The sequence below is a fragment of the Enterococcus sp. HMSC078F03 genome (genome assembly GCF_001811595.1).
Lineage (GTDB): Bacteria > Bacillota > Bacilli > Lactobacillales > Enterococcaceae > Enterococcus > Enterococcus faecalis.
In genome coordinates this window covers 64547-83855 of record NZ_KV805551.1, presented here as the reverse complement: position 1 = coordinate 83855, position 19309 = coordinate 64547, and the positions used below count along the sequence as shown (strand labels likewise).

General features: G+C 40.1%; 19 protein-coding genes. 6 read left to right on the top strand and 13 right to left on the bottom strand.

Going from position 1 to position 19309, the window contains the following annotated elements; translation table 11 throughout:
* Positions 1-3587, bottom strand: a 3587-nt coding sequence (locus tag HMPREF2810_RS04380) for a beta strand repeat-containing protein (RefSeq protein ID WP_256278730.1), incomplete at its 3' end; no start/stop codon positions are given.
* Positions 3588-3954: 367 nt separating this feature from the next.
* Entirely contained in the window at positions 3955-4968 is a 1014-nt protein-coding gene (locus tag HMPREF2810_RS04375; RefSeq protein WP_002383190.1) for an alpha/beta hydrolase, read from the bottom strand.
* 165 nt (positions 4969-5133) lie between these two features.
* Between HMPREF2810_RS04375 and HMPREF2810_RS04370 the strand changes: the two genes are divergently transcribed.
* The gene (locus HMPREF2810_RS04370) at positions 5134-5679 is read left to right on the top strand and encodes a cysteine hydrolase family protein (RefSeq protein WP_002383189.1); all 546 of its coding nucleotides are present in this window, start codon (positions 5134-5136) and stop codon (positions 5677-5679) included.
* A gap of 211 nt (positions 5680-5890) precedes the next feature.
* Here the strand turns inward: HMPREF2810_RS04370 and lrgB are convergent, their stop codons facing one another.
* The 8 genes from lrgB to HMPREF2810_RS04330 all read right to left on the bottom strand — a co-directional run bounded on the left by lrgB (position 5891) and on the right by HMPREF2810_RS04330 (position 12694).
* Positions 5891-6574 (bottom strand): antiholin-like protein LrgB, encoded by a 684-nt coding sequence (lrgB, locus tag HMPREF2810_RS04365; RefSeq protein WP_002354830.1) that lies wholly within the window; start codon positions 6572-6574, stop codon positions 5891-5893.
* Entirely contained in the window at positions 6571-6990 is a 420-nt protein-coding gene (gene lrgA / locus HMPREF2810_RS04360) for an antiholin-like murein hydrolase modulator LrgA (RefSeq protein WP_002354829.1), read from the bottom strand. The genes lrgB and lrgA overlap by 4 nt, the downstream gene beginning before the upstream one ends.
* Before the next feature lie 151 nt (positions 6991-7141).
* Positions 7142-7870, bottom strand: a complete 729-nt coding sequence (locus HMPREF2810_RS04355; protein ID WP_002383188.1) for a LytR/AlgR family response regulator transcription factor — start codon at positions 7868-7870, stop codon at positions 7142-7144.
* Positions 7851-9620, bottom strand: a complete 1770-nt coding sequence (locus tag HMPREF2810_RS04350) for a sensor histidine kinase (protein ID WP_010715482.1) — start codon at positions 9618-9620, stop codon at positions 7851-7853. The genes HMPREF2810_RS04355 and HMPREF2810_RS04350 overlap by 20 nt, the downstream gene beginning before the upstream one ends.
* A 91-nt stretch (positions 9621-9711) precedes the next feature.
* Positions 9712-10530 (bottom strand): metal family ABC transporter substrate-binding protein EmtC, encoded by an 819-nt coding sequence (locus HMPREF2810_RS04345; protein WP_002383186.1) that lies wholly within the window; start codon positions 10528-10530, stop codon positions 9712-9714.
* Positions 10531-10542: 12 nt separating this feature from the next.
* Positions 10543-11214: a metal ABC transporter permease EmtB gene (locus tag HMPREF2810_RS04340; RefSeq protein WP_002368484.1), complete on the bottom strand. Its 672-nt coding sequence runs from the start codon at positions 11212-11214 to the stop codon at positions 10543-10545.
* Positions 11211-11933 (bottom strand): metal ABC transporter ATP-binding protein EmtA, encoded by a 723-nt coding sequence (locus HMPREF2810_RS04335; protein WP_002354824.1) that lies wholly within the window; start codon positions 11931-11933, stop codon positions 11211-11213. The genes HMPREF2810_RS04340 and HMPREF2810_RS04335 overlap by 4 nt, the downstream gene beginning before the upstream one ends.
* Positions 11934-12295: 362 nt before the next feature.
* Positions 12296-12694, bottom strand: coding sequence for an OsmC family protein (locus HMPREF2810_RS04330; RefSeq protein ID WP_002383183.1), 399 nt, complete (start codon positions 12692-12694; stop codon positions 12296-12298).
* Positions 12695-12894: 200 nt separating this feature from the next.
* Here HMPREF2810_RS04330 and rpsN point away from each other — a divergent pair, with 200 nt between their 5' ends.
* From rpsN to HMPREF2810_RS04305, 5 genes are all read left to right on the top strand, one after another.
* Positions 12895-13164: a 30S ribosomal protein S14 gene (gene rpsN, locus HMPREF2810_RS04325; RefSeq protein WP_002354822.1), complete on the top strand. Its 270-nt coding sequence runs from the start codon at positions 12895-12897 to the stop codon at positions 13162-13164.
* Between the two features lie 110 nt (positions 13165-13274).
* Positions 13275-13424 carry a 50S ribosomal protein L33 gene (gene rpmG / locus HMPREF2810_RS04320; RefSeq protein WP_002354818.1) on the top strand — a complete coding sequence of 50 codons (150 nt, stop codon included), beginning with the start codon at positions 13275-13277 and terminating at the stop codon, positions 13422-13424.
* A 15-nt stretch (positions 13425-13439) separates the two neighbouring features.
* Positions 13440-14414 (top strand): CobW family GTP-binding protein, encoded by a 975-nt coding sequence (locus HMPREF2810_RS04315; protein WP_002383182.1) that lies wholly within the window; start codon positions 13440-13442, stop codon positions 14412-14414.
* A 34-nt stretch (positions 14415-14448) separates the two neighbouring features.
* Positions 14449-14571, top strand: a complete 123-nt coding sequence (locus HMPREF2810_RS04310; protein ID WP_002383181.1) for a putative metal homeostasis protein — start codon at positions 14449-14451, stop codon at positions 14569-14571.
* 20 nt (positions 14572-14591) lie between these two features.
* A complete protein-coding gene (locus tag HMPREF2810_RS04305; protein ID WP_002383180.1) occupies positions 14592-16127 on the top strand; it encodes a metal ABC transporter solute-binding protein, Zn/Mn family in 1536 nt (511 codons plus the stop codon).
* Positions 16128-16326: 199 nt separating this feature from the next.
* Here HMPREF2810_RS04305 and HMPREF2810_RS04300 read toward each other — a convergent pair whose 3' ends face one another.
* The 3 genes from HMPREF2810_RS04300 to HMPREF2810_RS04290 all read right to left on the bottom strand — a co-directional run bounded on the left by HMPREF2810_RS04300 (position 16327) and on the right by HMPREF2810_RS04290 (position 19188).
* On the bottom strand, positions 16327-17301 hold the full coding sequence (locus tag HMPREF2810_RS04300; RefSeq protein WP_010715483.1) for a tRNA dihydrouridine synthase: 975 nt from the start codon (positions 17299-17301) through the stop codon (positions 16327-16329).
* A 188-nt stretch (positions 17302-17489) separates the two neighbouring features.
* Entirely contained in the window at positions 17490-18260 is a 771-nt protein-coding gene (locus HMPREF2810_RS04295; protein ID WP_002354811.1) for an ABC transporter permease, read from the bottom strand.
* The gene (locus tag HMPREF2810_RS04290) at positions 18253-19188 is read right to left on the bottom strand and encodes an ABC transporter ATP-binding protein (protein WP_002383178.1); all 936 of its coding nucleotides are present in this window, start codon (positions 19186-19188) and stop codon (positions 18253-18255) included. The genes HMPREF2810_RS04295 and HMPREF2810_RS04290 overlap by 8 nt, the downstream gene beginning before the upstream one ends.
* Positions 19189-19309 lie beyond the last annotated feature (121 nt).

Genomic DNA, 19309 nt, shown 5'->3' with positions numbered 1-19309 from the left:
CCTGCACCTGCCACAATTCCAGGGTTTTCCACTTCATAATCGATGATAGAGCCAGGAATTGCTATCCCATAGCCATTGGCACCCTTGGTCACATCGTTATCGCCAATAAATGTTTTTCCAGTCGCTTTTTCAATCCCATGAAACGTTGTTGGCGTAAGTTTTGTAGCATTATTGACCGTTGGATTAATCGTTAAGACCTGATAGGCTTTGACATTTCCAAACCAAGTCCCTGTGCTATCCACCAAAGCAGTTGTATCTGTCGTTGGTTTAATCCATAAAAGTTCATCTTTTGTTGGATCGACGGCTTCAAAATCCGCAATGTTTACCTTACCTGTACCAGGAATTGTTTCTAATGTTGCATGATCCTGAACCGTTAGTTTGCTAGCTGAAATTAAATTGGCTGTGTTGGTGATCCCAATTCCAGCGTTTTTAGATAGATGAATTGATCCGAATTCATTGTAAGTCGTACTGTGGTTCGCGGCAGTAGCAGAAACGCCATTTTTGATGTTCCCACCATTAGCCATTAATTTAATGCCATTGGTGACATTCAATTCCGTAAAGTTGACAACGCCTAAGCCTGTCGCATTTAGTGGTTCTGTTTGATAGTTATTGGTGCCGTCAACGTTAGTCCCAAAGTTAAAGGCCACTTTATTTGAACTAGCATTCACAATTGCATTAGTAAAATTATCTGTTGATGAACCACCGGATAAACCGTTAATACTAACTGCACCTTGAACATTTGCGGTAACATCACGTAAAATTTTTCCGCCACTGATATTGGAATACTGTGTTGCATATAAATTTCCAATACTAGAACCCGCTGCTTGAATATTCATTGTAATCTTGCCGTTCTTGGTATACGCAGCATTGGTTCCACCATCACCGTAAATGCTGGCCCCATTTAGAGATTCCACACCTGTTTTAGTGAAAATATTTAAAGTAATTGTGTTTGATTCATCCGTTCCTAGTGTCGTATTTTGACCATAGGGCCGACCACCAGTAATGTAGGTATTACCAGGCAACTTAAACTCTCCGTTGTAGTTTCTTAAATCAATTAAGAGTTTGGCATTTCCAAGAAGTGAGCCCGCATTGGTAATACCACCTGAAAAACCGTTCGCGCCTGTCCGAGGAGTTCCTGAGAAATTTCCTCCGTAGATGCGATTGTCTGAATTACCAGTAATTGTATGGCCACCGCTTGCTCCATAAGAAGCGCCCATCGAAGCATTAATTACTCCTTCATAAACCGTTACGCCGACATTCCCAACATTTTTGGCATCATTCCAGCCACCGCCTGAAAGAAACCAATCGACTTGGCCATTATTAACAATTGTTTGACCGTTTCCATAAACTCGAGCTGCTTGATAGCCTGTTCCTTCTAATGTGTCAGCAATCCCGCCATTCAATGTGTTAGAAGTATTGCCTTCAACAACACCTGAAAAAGAGCCACCATATGTCCAGCGAGCAATGGTATTATTTAAAACAGTCTTAGTATCTCCTTTTATATAGATATCCCAAGTATCATTACTAGCAGGATAGCCGCCGCCACCAACAATATCCCAACCTGAATTATACCCACGACTTTTATTGGTCGTTGAATAATCTAAGCTTGTCGGTTTTGCGCCTGAATAAGCCATACCATCGCCACCTAAAGACCCATCACCATTCGCTGTTCCCACTTCAATTGTTGTATTTCCTTCAATATAGCCGCCGCGGCCAGCTGCAGTTGAATAAATTGCACCATTATTAAACGAACCGCTGACTAATTTAGAAGAAATATTTCCGAAAACTTTAAAAGCTGCTGCCGATTTGGCTAATTCTGCTCTTTGCTGTGGTGTATAAGCATCATACGTTGCTTCATTTGAGGCCCCAATTTGACTCTTGTTAAATTTCGAAACATTGTTACCAGCACCGCCGTTAAAATCATTAATACCACCAGCGGTATTCGTTCCTGCTGTAACCACATTCGTAATATTTCCGATGATCGTTCCAGAATATTGGTTGCCTCCTTCAAAATCTGCACGACCCGCACTATACAACTGTGTATTTAAATTTGTAGTAATTCCATCAGTCGCACGATTCGTTCCTATATCGCCGCGGGAAGAGCCACCAATAAAACGTTGTCCCGCTGTATACCAACGGCCATATCCAGAAATATCGTTTGTTACTTTTCCACCAATATTTCCGTATTGAACACCGCCATAATACGTACTTAGTTGGAAACCTGTAGCAGCATTCGTAATTGCAACCTTTGTTGAGACGTTACCAGTAACATTCGCTGTGTTGGTTGCGTTGGTTCCATAACCTCCCCCATAAATTGAAGCAATTCTGCCACCAGAATCATTGACAACCAATGAAGTATTCCCAGTCACTGTCCCAATATTGGCGCCCCCACTTAATGTATTTAGTCCGCTCCGTGTATTGTTAATAACAATCGTAGGATTTCCAGCTAAATTACCACCATTTTGGTTTCCGCCATAGAAATTCCATGTCCCTGTACCTGTACTATTTACTGTTAAAGTTGGGTTTCCTGAAACATCTCCTGTATCCGTTCCACCGTATACGGTCAGACCGTTTCCACTAGAGCCGCCATTCAAGTTCAAACTGTAACCATTTAAATACATATTCGTACCTGTATAGTTTAGATTTCTCAAAGTGATGTTTGAGCCAAAAAAGATATTTTGATTAAATCCTAACGTCTTAGAACCCGTTGGCGCCGTTTGATCCATACTAATCGGATCTGCGCTGTTTCCAGTAATCACTAAATGATTGACCTTGCCTTGCAAGGCGTAAAAAGTCATATTACTTGCCGTAACGGTGTCAGGAATCACTTTAGCGGTGGTCGCCGCACTCGTCGTAATATTGTTTCCTATATAAAGAGTGAAATCGCCATTGTTTCCCTGTTGATACAAATCAAACAAGGCTTCTTTCAAGCCAGCCTCTGTCGATGCATATTCTTTGTACGCTGCTCCATCTCCTGCTGGACTTGGCACAACAATCACTTTTGTTTTATCTGCAGGAGCAATTGTGTCCGCAATGGACTGATCAACTGAGATAGCTCTGGCCATGCGTGTCAGTTTCTGTTTAAAGACAGCCGTAAGTTGTGTATCTTCTGAAAACTCTAATTGAAGAAGTTCTTCATTTGTATATGTTTTTCCTTGATAAGACCAGCCAACGAAAGTCGCATTTTCCTCATTATTCGCCCATTTTGGTAATTCTTCTGTCCGAAGTGGCTGATTTTTTTCTTTTACCACTTGATAACTTTTGGCATCATTTAGAAACAAAGCTTGATCCGTTGTTTCAAAGGTCAAGGTGATTTGCTTCTGCTCTTCGCTTGGTTTTGTTTCTGTGGAAGAGGTGGTTACTTTTTCTGTGATAGCACTAGATTCCGTCATTGATGACTGTTCTGCAGAATGTGCGCTGCTTTCTTTTGTTGCTTCACTTGTACTGGTTTCTGCTGTTTTTGGCTGTGTCTGCGTACGTTCCGTTTGTTGCTCCTCTTCAATCGCCCACGCTGAAACAGATAAAAACGGTTGTACAAGTAAACAAGTTGCCAATAAAACAGCGATTTTCTTTTTCATTAACTTCATCACTCCTCCCTCGAAGTAAACTTTCCACAACCAACCTATGGCTCAAGTATACGAAGTTTTCTTCTGATTTTTTTAAAGATATTTTCTTAATTTCAAAAAAAAAATTTATTTTTTAATTTTCTTTTTGTTAACTAAACGAATTTTTTGCTATTTTCTGTAAGATAAAATGTTAATTTGTTCACAAAAATAACAAAAACGTTGTTTTTTAACATTAAAATTAACAAACGAGTTCGTAGTATAGCACGGATTTTTTCTCATGTAAACATCATTAAATAAACATTTTTGTTTAATTTATACATATTTCCCAGCTAAAAAAATGACAAAAATAAATAAACAGAGGCCTTAGAAATATTTCTAAGGCCTCTGTTTATTTATACGTATTCACAAACTGGACTGTTTCTTGGTAACATTGTTTAGCTTCTTTTGTTTGATAGTCGAATTGATATTCGTGGGTGATCGTTGCTTTCTTATCTTTGAAAAAGAGAGCTGAAACTGGAACATTTAAAGTTTTTAACCGCTGAACCAAGGCTAGTCCTTGCTCTTGGAATGAAAAACTATTGCCATCTGTTAGATACGTCGGGGGAAATTCTTTGGTGACTTTATCCACTAAACTCACTTCTTGCAGTTCTGCACTCGTCTGCCAGTCTTTAGTGCCGAGCAAGGACCAAGCCACTGTTTTAACGAAAAATTTCATAAAACGATTATCACTTTGTTGGTTGGCCATTTGTTTCAAATCCACCGGACCACAATACGAGAGTGTACCTTTTAAATGGTTAGCTGGCAACGCTGCAGTCATACCTAATTCTTTGGCATAGTTGGTATTGGTTTGAACTGTTGCATATTGTAGAGCAATCTGGGCACCCGCACTGTCCCCGCCAATAAAAAGCTTAGATAAATCTAACATGGGATACGCTTGTTTCTTTTCTAATAAAAATTGAACAAGTTCATCGACCTGCTGGAGCTGGCTTGGATAAGGTGCGTCTGGTGCTAATTCATAATTCATTGAAATAAAGGCAACTGAGGAATCAGCCACTAAACGTGTCGCAAACTCTTTCATCCCAGACTTATCTCCTCCCACATAGCCACCACCATGGACCCATAAAACGACTGGTACCGCTTGTTTTGACGCTTGGGGATAATACAAATCAAAGGTATTCTTTTTTCTTGAAGAAGGGTATGTTTGATTTTCTTGCAATTGGACATTGGGCAATGCTTTATCATAGGAAGCTGAATCTTTTATTTCAACTTCGCCTGCGAATAACTGGTTGATGACCCAAGCGCCTGGCTTAGGGGATAATTGAAAGGCGAGAAACACACCTAAGCAAATAACCACAAGGATTCCTAACAACCAAAGGATAAAACGTACGATTTTTCTTTTCACTCTATTCACCTGCTTTAATTTGTAGCAAAATTATAGCATGTTTTTTAGCCAAAGCGTTTATTTTGAAACAGCTTTTTTAGAATTTGATGTACTTTTATCATTTGAAATGCCCTCTTAAAAGCTGTAAAATGAACAAAATGACTTTAACCTTTAGGAGGTTGCCAAATGAAAGCTCTGATTTCCATTGATTATACGAATGATTTTGTCGCCACAGACGGAAAACTAACCACTGGTGCCGCTGGACAAGCCATTGAAACGGCCCTTGTTCAACAAACAAAGCACTATTTTGACAATGGCGATTTTGTGGTTTTTGCCATTGATGGGCATGATCCCCTAGATCACTATCATCCTGAAAACAAACTTTTCCCGCCCCACAATGTCTTAGGAACTGACGGGCGTAATCTGTTTGGCTCGCTAGCTGATTTTTATCAAGCTCACAAAAATGAGGCAACCGTTTATTGGATGGACAAACGGCACTATTCTGCTTTTAGTGGCACGGATTTGGACATTCGGTTACGAGAACGAGGAATTACAGAGCTTTGTTTAACTGGTGTTTGTACAGATATTTGCGTGTTGCATACGGCTGTCGATGCCTATAATTTAGGCTATCAATTAATGATTCCTGAACGCGCCGTTGCTAGTTTTGATGAACAAGGACACGAATGGGCGTTACGCCACTTTAAACAAACTTTAGGAGCAACCATTCTATAAAAAGACTAGTCAATCCTTCCGTGCGCCCTATCTATATTCAAAAAATCCTGTAAACAACACAAAAGCCAACCTTACTATGGATAAGGTTGGCTTTTTTACACTCATTTTAACTCCGAGCCTGCGGATTAGTGATAACTAGCATTCACAGAATAAGCAGAGACTGTTAGTTGATAGAAATTAGCTACTCATAAAAAGTGGGGAAGCCCACTTTTTATAGACCAATGACCGTTGCAAAGAAAGGAACCACTAAAACAGTAACTACACCAACCACTACGACAGAAATACTAGCCATAGCAGCCTCTGTTTCACCCATTTCCATGCCAACTGCCACACCTAGGGCATGTCCGGCCGCACCTAAAGCTAAACCTTTGGCGATTGGATTGTTAATCTTAAACCATTTCAATGCAATTCGACCCAAGGCATAGGTTAGTACACCATTGAAGATTACGGTAAACGCCGTAATAGAAGCAATGCCGCCAACAGTTTGAGAAATAGGTACGGCAATCGCTGTTGTAGCTGCTTGTGGTAAGATTGAGGCCACTAAATGATTATCCATGCCAATCACTTTTCCTGCAAAATAAACAGCCACTAGCGAACCAAAAGAACCAATTGTTAACGCCGTTAAAATTTCTAACCAATATTTTTTCAACACGTCTCTCTTTTTATATAAAGGAATCGCAAACGCTACTGTCGCAGGCTCTAGAAAGAAGCTGATATATTTGCCACCTTCATTGTATTGCTCGTAACTAATTCCTGTTACTTTTAAAACGACAACGCCTAAAATCATCGCAACGAATAATGGCGTAAATAAGAAGAAACCTTTACTTTTTTTAAACAACCAAGTACCTATGCCAAATACAGCTAATGAAATAATAATGCCAACATACGGATTCATGCGCGAACCTCTCCTTTCGCTTTCTTCGTTGCTGCGGGTTCTTTTTCTTTTCGAGCATCTTTCATATGCAATAAAAAGGCGCCCGTCCAACCAGTCGTTGCTAGTAACGCTAGTGTCGCTACTAAAATAACAAAAACAATTTGAACGCCAAATTGTTGCATAATCCCTAAAGAATTAACTAAGGAAATCCCTGAAGGAACAAATAAAAATGTAATAACCGTTGATAAGCTATTACCTAGCCCTTCCACTTGCTCCAATTTAACAACTTTTGTACATAAACCAATGAACAATAACACCATGCCAATTACTGAAGCAGGCATTGGTATTGGAGAAATGAACGCCAAGCCGTTGGCGATTAACATAATAATGGCAAAAACTGCTGCTTGTTGTAAAAATGAATATACTTTCTTTTCCATGCTTCTTCGCTCCCTTTTGTCTGTTTTCTATGGGTTAAGTATATAAAGAAAACGTTTTTTTAAGGGCTTTTTTTCATGAAATGCCAGAATTTCTTCACCAAATGCAAAAATCACCACTTGAAATGCATTCGACATTTCAAGTGGTGATTTTTTAACTTAAGCCAAGTTTTTCTTTAAATTCTTTGACGTATGAACGGCTAACAGGTACTTTTGAGCCGTTGGTTAAAATTACTTGCAACGTGTTATTAAACCACGGCTGGATTTCTTGAATTTTTGTTCGATTCAAGATGAAACTTCGGTGCGTTTTAATAAAGAGCGCGGCAGGTAATTTTTGTTCAATACTGTTGAGGGTCCCTGTCATCTTGTAGACCTGTTGATCTACAAAAATGCTCAGTTGCCGTTCTTCGACAGAAACGAGGTAAATATCTTCTGGCGCCACAAGATAAATGCGGTCTTCCCCTTGAATAGGTATTGCTTCAGATTTCGGTTCTTTTTCAGCAGTGTTTTCTGGGACAGCTTGAGCCATTTCTTTCGATGCTTTTTCAATGACTTGTGTTATCTTTTCTTCTTCAAAAGGTTTCAAAATATAATCTTTTGCATTCACTTGAAAGGCCTTTAACGCATATTGATCATAGGCGGTTGCAAAGACCAAGTAGGGCGCTTTTTTAAGATGGGTTAATTTTTCCGCTAAATCAAACCCGCTTTCATCAGTCAAATGAATATCTAAAAATAACAAATCTGGCTTTTGATCCATCATCTCTTCCATTGCCTCCACCACAGAATCCGCTTCTGCAACGCTCGTCACTTGCGGATGTTGGGAAACAAGATAACTCAATTCTTCTCGTGCTAAGGGCTCATCATCAACGATTAATACGTGCATCTAATTCCTCCTGTTCCATCGGGATTTCTAAATGAACATGGCTCCCGCCTGTCTCTAAATTTTCAATTAAAAAACAACCTTCTGATCCATAAAGGTTCGCCATTCTGCGGGACAAGTTTTCCAGTGCCGTGCCGGTGCCTTTTTCCGAAGCCACTGTCGTCTTTCCTAATAACAAGCGGCGTTCTTCGGGAATCCCTTGCCCATTGTCATACACATCCACATGTAATTTGTGTTGTTTTGCTTTGACCACTACCCGGACTTGATTGTTCTCCTTCCGGCTGCCAAATGCATGCTTGATGGTATTTTCCACTAACACCTGAATCGCATACGGCGGTACTTTTTCTGAAGCAACCGCTTCTTCCACGTCAAATGTTACTTGATAACGATTCGGAAACCGTGCTTGTTCTAATGACAAATAGGCTTTTACTTGTTCTAGTTCTTGTGAAACTGGGATCGTAGTTTGCACGGCTCCCTGCAAGTTGCCTCGAAAGTATTTGCTTAATTGGAGCAATAGTTTCCGCGCTTTTTCACTGTCTTTCCGCATTAATGCGGAAATAGTATTGATGGCATTAAAGAAGAAATGCGGGTTCACTTGCGCTTGCAAGGATTTAATTTCAGCTTCTTTAAGTAATTTTGATTGTACTTCCGCTTCCCCTAATTCAATTTGTGAAGAAAAAATTGTCCCAAGACCTTCTGCTAACTGTTCCTCGACATGTGTTAATTGCGCTGGATCCGTAAAGTACATTTTTAAGGTGCCAACAATTTGCTGATGGGAAAATAATGGAATCACAATCGCCGCTTGCAACGGACAATTAGGGTCCGAACAACCAACTTCTTCTTTGGCATGCGCGATGGTCATTTGGCCCGTCCGTAACACTTCCCGAGAAAGCTCCGTGATGACTTCTAGCTCTGGAATATGATGATCGCTTCCTGCGCCAACATGAGCTAAAATTTGATGACTGTTTGTCATGCTAATCGCACTGACTTTTGTATAATGCTTAATAATCTCCGCAACTTTTTTGCTGGAATTTTTATTGAGGCCTTCTCGAAAATATGGCAGTGTTTCCGCTGCTAATTCCAAAACATCGTGCGTCTGAACCGCTTTGGCCTGCTCTTCTTGTTTCAATGTCGTTGTTAGAATCGACATAAAAATAAACGTTCCTACGCTATTTAACAAAATCATCGGCAGCGCAATAAAACGAACCAACGTGGCCCCATCCGCTAGATCACCGCTGAAAAAGAAAATAAAAATCATTTGAATCATTTCCATACACGCTCCGACAATGGCAGAAAAGCCGGCAGACGGAAAAACGGTTTGCTTTGCCATGCGGCTCCCTAAAAAACCGGCAATTAAGCCAACAATTAAAGAAGCAGGCACATAAAAGAAACTATGCCCCCCGCCTTGAATAACCCGATGAAAGCCAGCAATTAAACCAACCGTACTGCCGACAATCGGACCACCTACTAATCCAGAAACGCCAATTACTAACGTACGCGTATTCGCAATGGAAGCATTGCTGCTTAAATAGGTTAGTAAATTATTGGGAACAATCTGATTCTTAGCGATTTCGATACCTGTAAAATTAGAAATAATAGCAAATAAACCAAAAATCAAAATCAACTGAACTTTTGAAGACATTTTTTCACGACTTAATAAAACACGCTTAAAATAAGGCACATTCACTAAAAGAAAGGCCAGTAAAATAATTAAGCCCACCCGTTCCATCATTAAAATAAATAATTCGACCACACCGGCACCTCCTTCCTATTAACTATACTATAAATCAAGGAAAAGAAAAAAATGAAGCTTCTCAAAAAAGAGGCTTCATTTTTTCTATTCATTAAAACGCAGGAATATTGGCACCTTTAGAATTTTTCTTGATGTATTCAGCAACTTCTTTTGTTGTCATCGCTTCTTTTAAAACCTTGATCTTTTCGCTATCTTTTTCGCCTTTACGTGTCACAACTTGTAATGCGTAATGTTTACTTGCTTCTTCATCTTCTAACAAGATCGCATCTTTCGTTGTTAAACCAGCAGGTTCTAAGTAGGCTGGGTAGCAGAACACCATAGCAATGTCTTTTTCATCATAGGCTTTAGCTAAATTCAGTAAATCAATGCTTTCAAAAGTAATGTTTTTAGGATTTTCCACGACATCTGCCACCGTGCCGTTAAAGCCGACACCTTCTTTTAATTTAATCACGCCGTTTGCATTTAAAATTGCTAAAGCACGGCCTTCATTGGTTGGATCGCTAGGAATCCCCACTTTGGCATTTTCAGGTAAATCTTTCGCATCTTGGTATTCTTTTGAATAGAAACCACCAGCAAAATAATAAATCGGTTGCACAGCCACTAAATCAGCTTTTTTCTCTTTGTTAAACATTTCCATAAATGGTTCATGTTGGGCAAAATTGGCATCCGCTTCGTCATGTTGCACGGCATCGTTGTAGGCAACATTGTCGCTCACTTCCATAATGTTAATTTTGTACCCTTTTTTCTCAGCTTCTTTCTTGGCAATTTCCAAGATATCTTTTGAAGATTCCAATTGCACGGCAACGGTAATCTCCTTGTCTTTTTTCTGATCTGCTTGTTTATTTCCCCCACAGGCAGCTAAAATGACTGTTGCAATAACAGCGAATGTTGCTAAATAAAACTTCTTCATTCTTTTGTCCTCCTACTTTCTTTTGTCTAGTTTTTGGGCAATGAAGTTCCCAAGCATTTGTAAAATGAAGACCAGTGCAATCATAATCACAATGGCAACATACATAATACCGTATTCATACCGTTGATACCCGACACGAACTGCAAAATCGCCAATCCCGCCGCCACCAACAACACCCATCACCGTGGAATATGAAACCATACTCACTGTCGTGGTTGTGTAAGCAAGGACTAATCCGCTACGTGCTTCCACCAATAAAAAGTGCCAAATGTATTGGACTTTCGAGGTACCTAACGAATTAGCTAAAAAATAAATTTCTTCTGGAACATCCAACAGCACTTGTTCAACCAAGCGAGCAAAAATCGCGATCGCAACAATACTCAATGGCACAGAGGAAGGAATTGGGCCAAACGCCTTTCCTAAAACAGAACGAGTGACTGGAATCAACGCAATCACAAATAATAAATAAGGAAACGAGCGAATAACAGTTACAATGAAATTTAAAACCCAGTACAGCCAAGGTTGATGCCCTTTGACTTTCGGATTAGCCAAAAATAGTCCTAAGCCTAAAGGCAAGCCGACAAGCAAACAGATAGCCATCGAAATCGACATCATAATCCCTGTTTCTTTTAAACCCACCAGCATAGATGGCCAATATTCGGCAAAGGTTTCTGAAAAAGTCATGGACGCAAACTCCTTTCCACTTTTTCTAAATAGGAAAGCGGTTCTTCCTCATATTGCTGAGGATTATTCAGAAATTCGCCAATTAACTGACCTTTTTCCATCACTAAGATACGATTACATAAGCGCTTCACGGTTTCTAATTCGTGACTGACAAAGAAAATAGTCGGTCGGAATTCCTGATGCGTCTTATGTAATAGTCGAACGACACTTTCTGTATTTTCTTCATCTAATGAACTCGTTGCCTCGTCACATAATAACCATTTTGGATTACGGCTCAACGCTCGAGCAATAGAGACACGCTGTTTTTCCCCACCAGAAAGCTGAGCAGGATACGCTTCTGCCTTATGGGCCATATCAACAAACGTTAATAAACGCTCAATTTTTTCAGGCTGTTTCTCTTTTAAAAGTTTCAAAGGCAACGCAACATTATCATAAATTTTCAAATTTTCTAACAAATTGTAATGCTGAAACACCATCCCCATTTGTTGTTGCTGCTGGCGAACTTCTTTTTTAGAGAAGGTTTGAACATTTCTGCCATCAATACGAATCTCCCCTTCACTCGGTTGTTCCATTAAATTCAACAAACGTAACAACGTGGACTTGCCAGAGCCACTTTTCCCAACAATCCCAACGATTTCTCCTGGTTGGACAGAAAAGTGAATATTTTTTAACGCGTGTGTCTCTTGATAGACTTTCGACACATTCACTAACTCAATCATGATTACCTCCTAAAGGCCGACAAACAAACTATAACAACTAAAAAAACTGTATAACAATTAAAGTAATTCTGTGAAACGATTTAAAAAAACTATTACGAATCAAAAAATAACACACGTTTCGAAAAACAGCGTTATATCAGAGATGTAACTACTTACATCATCTACTAAAACAGAAAAAAAAGCAACCTTTTTATTTGTGAAAAAAACACTATCTGTTTTTTGTCTGTATTATTTTGTACAAATGAATTAAAAATTTCCTGTTTCTACAGCTATTTCCCCACACTCCTACTAAAAAAAGACATTCTCAGAAACGAGGCATCCAAAAAGGGAAAAGCGCTCGTAACGATAATGTCTCTAATAGTTTACTTTTTAAAGACAACTGTTTCTTCGACAGTAATTCTTTCAGCCAATGATTGAATCACTGGACAATTTGGGGAGACAAGCTTCAAACACCGTGTCGCCCGTTCTTGAAAGGCTTCTGGAACAGTCACATAAAAGAGAATCGTCACCTGTTTTAATGGTTGTGCGCGTCTCTCTACTTCTCTTGAATACGTGACTTCTATTTTTTCAAACTCAAAGGGAATGTGCGAATTTTCCAAAACGGATTGATACACGTACCCCCCACAAGCGCCAATTGCCGAAACGAGCATTTGAACTGGCGAATATCCCTCTTCTTTTGCTAACACCCAGTGCGCTGTTTTCGTTTGTAATTCAAATTTTTCCACACCACGAATAATCGTCAAACGTTCTACCATTGCCATCTTCACTCCTTTTTACTCTTTCTTAAAAGATACTACAAAACAGCGCTAAAACAAACATTTCTAACTTCTCAACTTAGCAAGTCCTAAAAAAAACGAAATTCTCACTTGACAAACAACGCAACACCTGATAGTATACTTCCGTTCAAATCGTAACCATTACGATTTAGATTTTATAAATCCAAAAAGAAAGGAAGTGCCTTATGGCTAAAAAATCAAAAATTGCTAAAGCAAAAAAACAACAAGCAATGATTGCAAAATATGCGCCTATTCGCCAAGCCTTAAAAGAAGCTGGCGATTATGAAGGTCTTAGCAAATTGCCAAAAGATGCTCATCCAAGTCGCTTAAAACTCCGCGATCAAACAGATGGGCGCCCACGTGGCTACATGCGTAAATTTGGCATGTCTCGGATTCGTTTCCGTGAATTGGCTCACCAAGGCTTGATTCCTGGCGTCAAAAAAGCAAGCTGGTAACTCATTATTTCGATAAAGACAACTAGCGAGGACAGTCGCCTTTGGGCTGACCTCGCAGCCCCCTTTATCTTTTATACGCAATTAAAAAAATCAAATTGGAGGACGGTACTATGCGCCAAACCATTACGTTAGCTTGCGCTGAAACTGGCGAGCGCCTTTACTTAACAAGTAAAAACAAACGAAATACACCAGAAAAATTACAGCTGAAAAAATATTCACCAAAACTACGGCGCCGCGCACTTTTCACTGAAGTCAAATAACAGGAGGAAAACTTGATGGGCATTCCAATCACCATTGTTTCTGGCTTTTTAGGCGCAGGAAAAACAACCTTAATTAACCATGCGCTTGCGCAGTCACCGTTTCCTAAAGAAGAAATTATTATTATTGAAAATGAATTTGGTCAAACAGGCGTTGACCACGCATTACTTTTACAAACCACGGAACGAATTATTCAATTAAATAATGGTTGCATGTGTTGCAGCTTACGAGGAGATCTTCTTGCCTCTTTATCAGCAATCTTAGAAGTGTACCAAGAAGAACAACAAACCGTTGCCCAAGTCATTTTAGAAACAACGGGCATTGCTGATCCGCAACCAATCATTCAAACAATTTTAACGACCCCGCACATCAAAAATCATTTCTATATAGACAGTCTCTTAACGGTCGTTGATGGGCATCATTGGCAACAGCAACTTCAAGAAACCGAAGCCATCAAACAACTGGCCTTAGCAGATCGCCTCTTTTTTTCTGTCAAGGAACCAGCAGACATCACTCAGCTACCAACGTTCCAAGAAACCCTTCGTACCATTAATCCTTTTGCTGATATTTTATCCTTTCAAGCCAACGAGCCCCTTTTGGCTAGTGACTTTTTTCAATTAAATAAGTTTACGGCAACACTTACAGAACACGAAATGACTCATTCCCCGCATGAGCACGCCCACGAGCATCATCACCATACCTTTCACTCCCTCACGCTAACGGCGTCCTCAGCCCTCAACGAACCTCTTTTCACTCGTTGGCTTGATTGGTTAATGTATACGCATCAAGAAAAGTTATACCGTTTCAAAGGGATTCTCGCCTTACAGGAGCATGACTTGGCCATTGCCATGCAAGGCGTCAACCAGCAAGTGGCCTTTCAAATGACGAATCAACCCCCTCAAGAAACGACAATTGTTCTGATTGGCAAAGAATTAGAGACAAAAAAAATTCAAGAAACCTTTCAAACCCTCAACAAAATAGCTACTCCGTAAATTATTTTTTTACGAAATGGAGGTCCTATATATAATGGAAAAAACTGACTTATCTAGTGCTTATCGTCGACTGAAAAGTCCCAACATCAAAACACGAAAACGCGCACTTAAAATCATTAAAGAACATAAGCGCAATAAACAAAAGAAAATTGCGTAATTCACTAAAGGAGCACACCTATGAAAAAATTTACTCTTCCCCTGTTAGCCGCCTTATCGCTAATTCTTTTCGGCGCTTGCGGCAGAACAAACACTTCTGATAAAACAGCTGACGGTAAAGAAAAACTATCCATTGTCACGACTTTTTATCCTATGTACGATTTCACTAAAAATATTGTAGGCGATGAAGGAGACGTCAAATTGTTAATCCCTGCTGGTTCTGAACCCCACGATTATGAACCATCCGCCAAAGATATGGCTACCATCCATGATGCGGATGTTTTCGTTTACCACAATGAAAATATGGAATCTTGGGTACCAAAAGCTGCTAAAGGCTGGAAAAAAGGAGCCCCGAACGTCATTAAAGGTACCGAAAACATGGTCTTACTTCCTGGCAGTGACGAAGACGGACACGACCATGACCACGAACATGGCGAAGAAGGCCACCACCATGAATTAGATCCGCATACTTGGGTTTCGCCCCATCGTGCCATCCAAGAAGTTACAAACATCAAAGAACAATTAGTCAAACTTTACCCTAAAAAAGCCAAAACATTTGAAACAAACGCAGAAAAATACTTAACAAAATTAACAGCCTTAGACAAAGAGTTCCAAACAGCTTTGAAAGACGCTAAGCAAAAAAGTTTTGTTACCCAACATGCTGCATTTGGTTATCTTGCCTTAGATTACGGCTTAAAACAAGTGCCAATAGCTGGTTTAACACCTGAACAAGAGCCAACAGCAGGGCGCTTGGCAGAGTTGAAAAAATATGTCACAGACAACCAAATTCGCTATATTTATTTTGAAAAAAATGCCAACGATAAAATTGCTAAAACGTTAGCTGACGAAGCGAATGTTCAATTGGAAGTCCTAAACCCGCTAGAAAGTTTGACACAAAAACAAATGGACAATGGCGAAGATTATCTTTCTGTAATGAAAGAAAACTTAACTGCTTTGAAAAAAACAACAGATACAGCCGGGAAAGAGGTTCAGCCAGAAACCTCTGAAAAAACAGAAAAAACCGTGGCTAACGGCTATTTCAAAGACAGTGAGGTGGCTGAGAGAACACTGGCAGATTACGCTGGAAATTGGCAATCCGTCTATCCTTTATTAAAAGATGGCACATTAGACCAAGTCTTCGATTACAAAGCGAAACTGAAAAAAGATAAAACACCAGCCGAATACAAAACCTACTATGATGCCGGCTATCAAACCGATGTCGACCACATCAACATCACTGATTCCACCATCGAGTTTCTGGTCGATGGCAAACCACAAAAATTCACCTATAAAGCAGCCGGTTATAAAATTTTAAACTATGCAAAAGGCAACCGTGGCGTCCGTTTCCTTTTTGAAACAGACGATGCCAATGCTGGGCGGTTTAAATACGTCCAATTTAGTGACCACAACATCGCACCAACGAAAGCCGCTCATTTCCACATCTTCTTCGGCGGCGATAGCCAAGAAAGTCTGTTCAATGAAATAGACAACTGGCCAACGTATTATCCAAGCGACTTAAGCAAACAAGAAATTGCCCAAGAAATGATTGCGCATTAAGCATTCAAAAGAGAGAAGGTCGGGACAGAAGTGTTTAACTCCGAGAAATAAGAAGGAATTTCCGAAAATTGTTCTATAATTTTTGGAGAATTTCGGCTTATTTCCGAAGGAGTTGCTTCTGTTCCCGCCGTTTATCAGTTTTTGAGCGTGGAGCAAAAATCCAAAGTGATTTTTGTCCCACGCTCCTCTCTTTTTTTATTTAGTCAAGCACACCATGTTCTGCTTCAAACGTCGCTAACAACTGGCGCACTTCATCCGTTGATTTTGTATTCATTAATTGTGCTCTTAAATCACTGGCACCTGGAAAGCCTTTGACATAAATTTTGAAGAAGCGATGCAGCCCAACGATGGAGCGAGGCACCAATTCTGCATACTTGTCTTGCAAATCCAATTGTAAACGTAACAAGCCCAGTAATTCTTGTGGCGTATGTGTTTTGGGTTCTTTTTCAAAGGCATAAGGATTTTTAAAAATCCCCCGACCAATCATGATGCCATCTACACCATATTGTTCTGCTAATTCTAGGCCCTTTTGACGATCGGGAATATCCCCATTAATCGTAATTGTCGTTTGCGGTGCGACACGGTCCCGAATAGCCATAATTTGCGGAATGACCTCCCAATGGGCATCCACTTTGCTCATCTCTTTTCGTGTTCGCAAATGAATGGATAGATTCGCAATGTCTTGCTCTAATAAATGCGTGATCCACGCCTCCATTTCCGCCATTTCAGTAAACCCAATGCGTGTTTTGACACTAACAGGTAAGCCACCTGCTTTGGCGGCGTCAATCAATTCAGCCGCGACTTCTGGGCGCAAAATTAGCCCGCTGCCTTTTCCACGCTCAGCCACGTTGGGCACAGGACAGCCCATATTTATGTCTAATCCTTGAAAGCCCATCTCCGCTACGCCGATACTCATTTCACGGAAAAATTCCGGTTTATCCCCCCAAATATGTGCCACCATCGGCTGTTCATCTTCTGTAAAAACGAGGCGCCCGCGCACACTGTCTTTTCCTGCAGGATGACAATAACTATCTGAATTAGTAAACTCTGTAAAAAACACATCTGGTGCTCCAGCTTCTTTCACGACATGACGAAAGACCACATCAGTAACATCTTCCATCGGTGCTAAAACAAAAAAGGGCTTTGGCAATGTTGCCCAAAAATTCTTGCTCATCTTCATATACTCCGTTTCTGATTTTTTCTTTATTTTCAACGACAACTTGTCGACATATTCTGGTGCGAAACATTGCTATTATACAGGGAAATGCACGAAGAATCAAAAAAGGCATACTTAGAAACAAGAAAACTGTCTGAATCTGCTCGCTAGAATGAGTGATTCAGACAGTTTAATCTTTTTACGGCTTAACTACGTAAGCCACGCCCTGTTTCTACAAGGTACCAACAAATGCCATATAAAACGACAATAAATAAGATTAAAATGGTCATAGAAATACCAATTGGCACATCTTGAACCCCTAGGAAACCGTAGCGGAACCCAGAAATCATGTAAACAATCGGATTAACTTTTGAGACAGCTTGCCAAAATGGCGGCAACATGGAAATGGCATAGAAAACCCCACCCAAATAGGTTAAAGGCTGTAACACAAAGGTCGGCACAATCGATACATCATCATAGGATTGCGCAAAAATACCATTTAACAAACCAGCTAAAGAAAAAAGAATCGCTGTCATCAATAAAGTCATGATGACCATCAGCCAAGAAACAACGTGCAACGGGACAAAAAATAGAGAAATGATGGTGACTAACGCACCGACCAAAATACTACGACCAACGCCACCAATCACAAATCCCCAAATAATCACATGAGTTGGAACTGGCGCCACGAGAATTTCTTCGATATTTTTCTGGAATTTTTGTGAGAAAAAGGAAGATGAAACATTGGCGTACGAGCTTGTAATGGCTGACATCATAATTAAACCTGGCACGATAAATTCCATATAAGAAAAACCGCCCATGTCGCCAATTCGCCCGCCAATCATTTTCCCAAAAATCACAAAATATAAGGACGTCGTAATCACTGGCGGTACCAGTGTTTGGACCCAAATCCGTAAATAACGGTTGGTTTCCTTCACAGCTAAACTTTTTAAAGCAGTAAAATACAGACTAAACATGTTGATCCTCCCTTTGGTACGTATCCTCAGTAATCTTCAAGAAGAGCTCTTCCAAACGGTTGGACTTATTCCGCATTGACAATACTTTGATTCCTTGTTGACTTAGCTGTTCAAACAAGTGATTGACTCCTTGGTTTCGTTCCACTTCCACCGCTAACGTTAACTCGTCCTCAAATACGCTTTGATAGCCTTCAATAACTGGCGCCTGCGTATAAGGTGCTAAATCAAAAATAAACGTTTCAAATTGTAATTTTGCTAACAAGTGCTTCATGCTGGTGTTTTCAATCAATTCACCAGACTGAATAATCCCAATGTTGCGACACAACATCTCAGCTTCTTCTAAGTAATGGGTCGTCAAAATAATCGTGGTTCCCTGCGCATTTAACTCTTGTAAAAAGGCCCACATTTCACGGCGCAATTCAATATCGACACCTGCAGTCGGTTCATCTAAAATCAATAACTTCGGCTCATGCATCAGCGCGCGAGCAATCATCAAGCGACGTTTCATTCCGCCAGAAAGCATTCGAGCCCGCTCGTTCCGTTTTTCCCATAAATTGGATTGTTTTAAATACTTTTCACTCCGTTTCATGGCTTCTTTACGAGACACCCCATAATAGCCCGCTTGATTGACCACAATCTGCTGGACCGTTTCAAACGGATTGAAGTTAAACTCCTGCGGCACTAACCCAATCTGTTGCTTCGCCCGCACTATTTCCGTATCTAAATCATACCCAAAAATTTTGACTTTCCCCGAAGTCTTATTAACTAACGAGGTCACAATCCCAATCGTCGTTGATTTTCCTGCGCCATTCGGTCCCAAAAGAGCATAAAAATCGCCTTCTTCGACTGTTAAATCAATCCCCCGCAACGCTTCAACACCTGAAGCGTACACTTTGCGTAAATCTTGTATCACAAGAGCATCAGTCATTCGTAACTCTCCTTAATGTATAAATATTCATGAGTATTATTGTAACACTTAATTGCTATTTGAAAAAGGTAGGTTAATTGGTTTGAAAGAAAAAGAGGCTCTATACTTTCTGAGGTCGGGA

Excerpts from the sequence above, each read along its gene's own strand:
- HMPREF2810_RS04300 (WP_010715483.1), bottom strand. The coding sequence starts at position 17,301 with ATGAGCAAGAATTTTTGGGCAACATTGCCAAAGCCCTTTTTTGTTTTA.
- HMPREF2810_RS04335 (WP_002354824.1), bottom strand. The coding sequence starts at position 11,933 with ATGATTGAGTTAGTGAATGTGTCGAAAGTCTATCAAGAGACACACGCG.
- HMPREF2810_RS04345 (WP_002383186.1), bottom strand. The coding sequence starts at position 10,530 with ATGAAGAAGTTTTATTTAGCAACATTCGCTGTTATTGCAACAGTCATT.
- HMPREF2810_RS04305 (WP_002383180.1), top strand. The coding sequence starts at position 14,592 with ATGAAAAAATTTACTCTTCCCCTGTTAGCCGCCTTATCGCTAATTCTT.
- HMPREF2810_RS04340 (WP_002368484.1), bottom strand. The coding sequence starts at position 11,214 with ATGACTTTTTCAGAAACCTTTGCCGAATATTGGCCATCTATGCTGGTG.
- HMPREF2810_RS04370 (WP_002383189.1), top strand. The coding sequence starts at position 5,134 with ATGAAAGCTCTGATTTCCATTGATTATACGAATGATTTTGTCGCCACA.
- lrgA (WP_002354829.1), bottom strand. The coding sequence starts at position 6,990 with ATGGAAAAGAAAGTATATTCATTTTTACAACAAGCAGCAGTTTTTGCC.
- rpsN (WP_002354822.1), top strand. The coding sequence starts at position 12,895 with ATGGCTAAAAAATCAAAAATTGCTAAAGCAAAAAAACAACAAGCAATG.
- HMPREF2810_RS04295 (WP_002354811.1), bottom strand. The coding sequence starts at position 18,260 with ATGTTTAGTCTGTATTTTACTGCTTTAAAAAGTTTAGCTGTGAAGGAA.
- HMPREF2810_RS04315 (WP_002383182.1), top strand. The coding sequence starts at position 13,440 with ATGGGCATTCCAATCACCATTGTTTCTGGCTTTTTAGGCGCAGGAAAA.
- rpmG (WP_002354818.1), top strand. The coding sequence starts at position 13,275 with ATGCGCCAAACCATTACGTTAGCTTGCGCTGAAACTGGCGAGCGCCTT.
- HMPREF2810_RS04355 (WP_002383188.1), bottom strand. The coding sequence starts at position 7,870 with ATGCACGTATTAATCGTTGATGATGAGCCCTTAGCACGAGAAGAATTG.
- lrgB (WP_002354830.1), bottom strand. The coding sequence starts at position 6,574 with ATGAATCCGTATGTTGGCATTATTATTTCATTAGCTGTATTTGGCATA.
- HMPREF2810_RS04310 (WP_002383181.1), top strand. The coding sequence starts at position 14,449 with ATGGAAAAAACTGACTTATCTAGTGCTTATCGTCGACTGAAAAGTCCC.
- HMPREF2810_RS04330 (WP_002383183.1), bottom strand. The coding sequence starts at position 12,694 with ATGGCAATGGTAGAACGTTTGACGATTATTCGTGGTGTGGAAAAATTT.
- HMPREF2810_RS04290 (WP_002383178.1), bottom strand. The coding sequence starts at position 19,188 with ATGACTGATGCTCTTGTGATACAAGATTTACGCAAAGTGTACGCTTCA.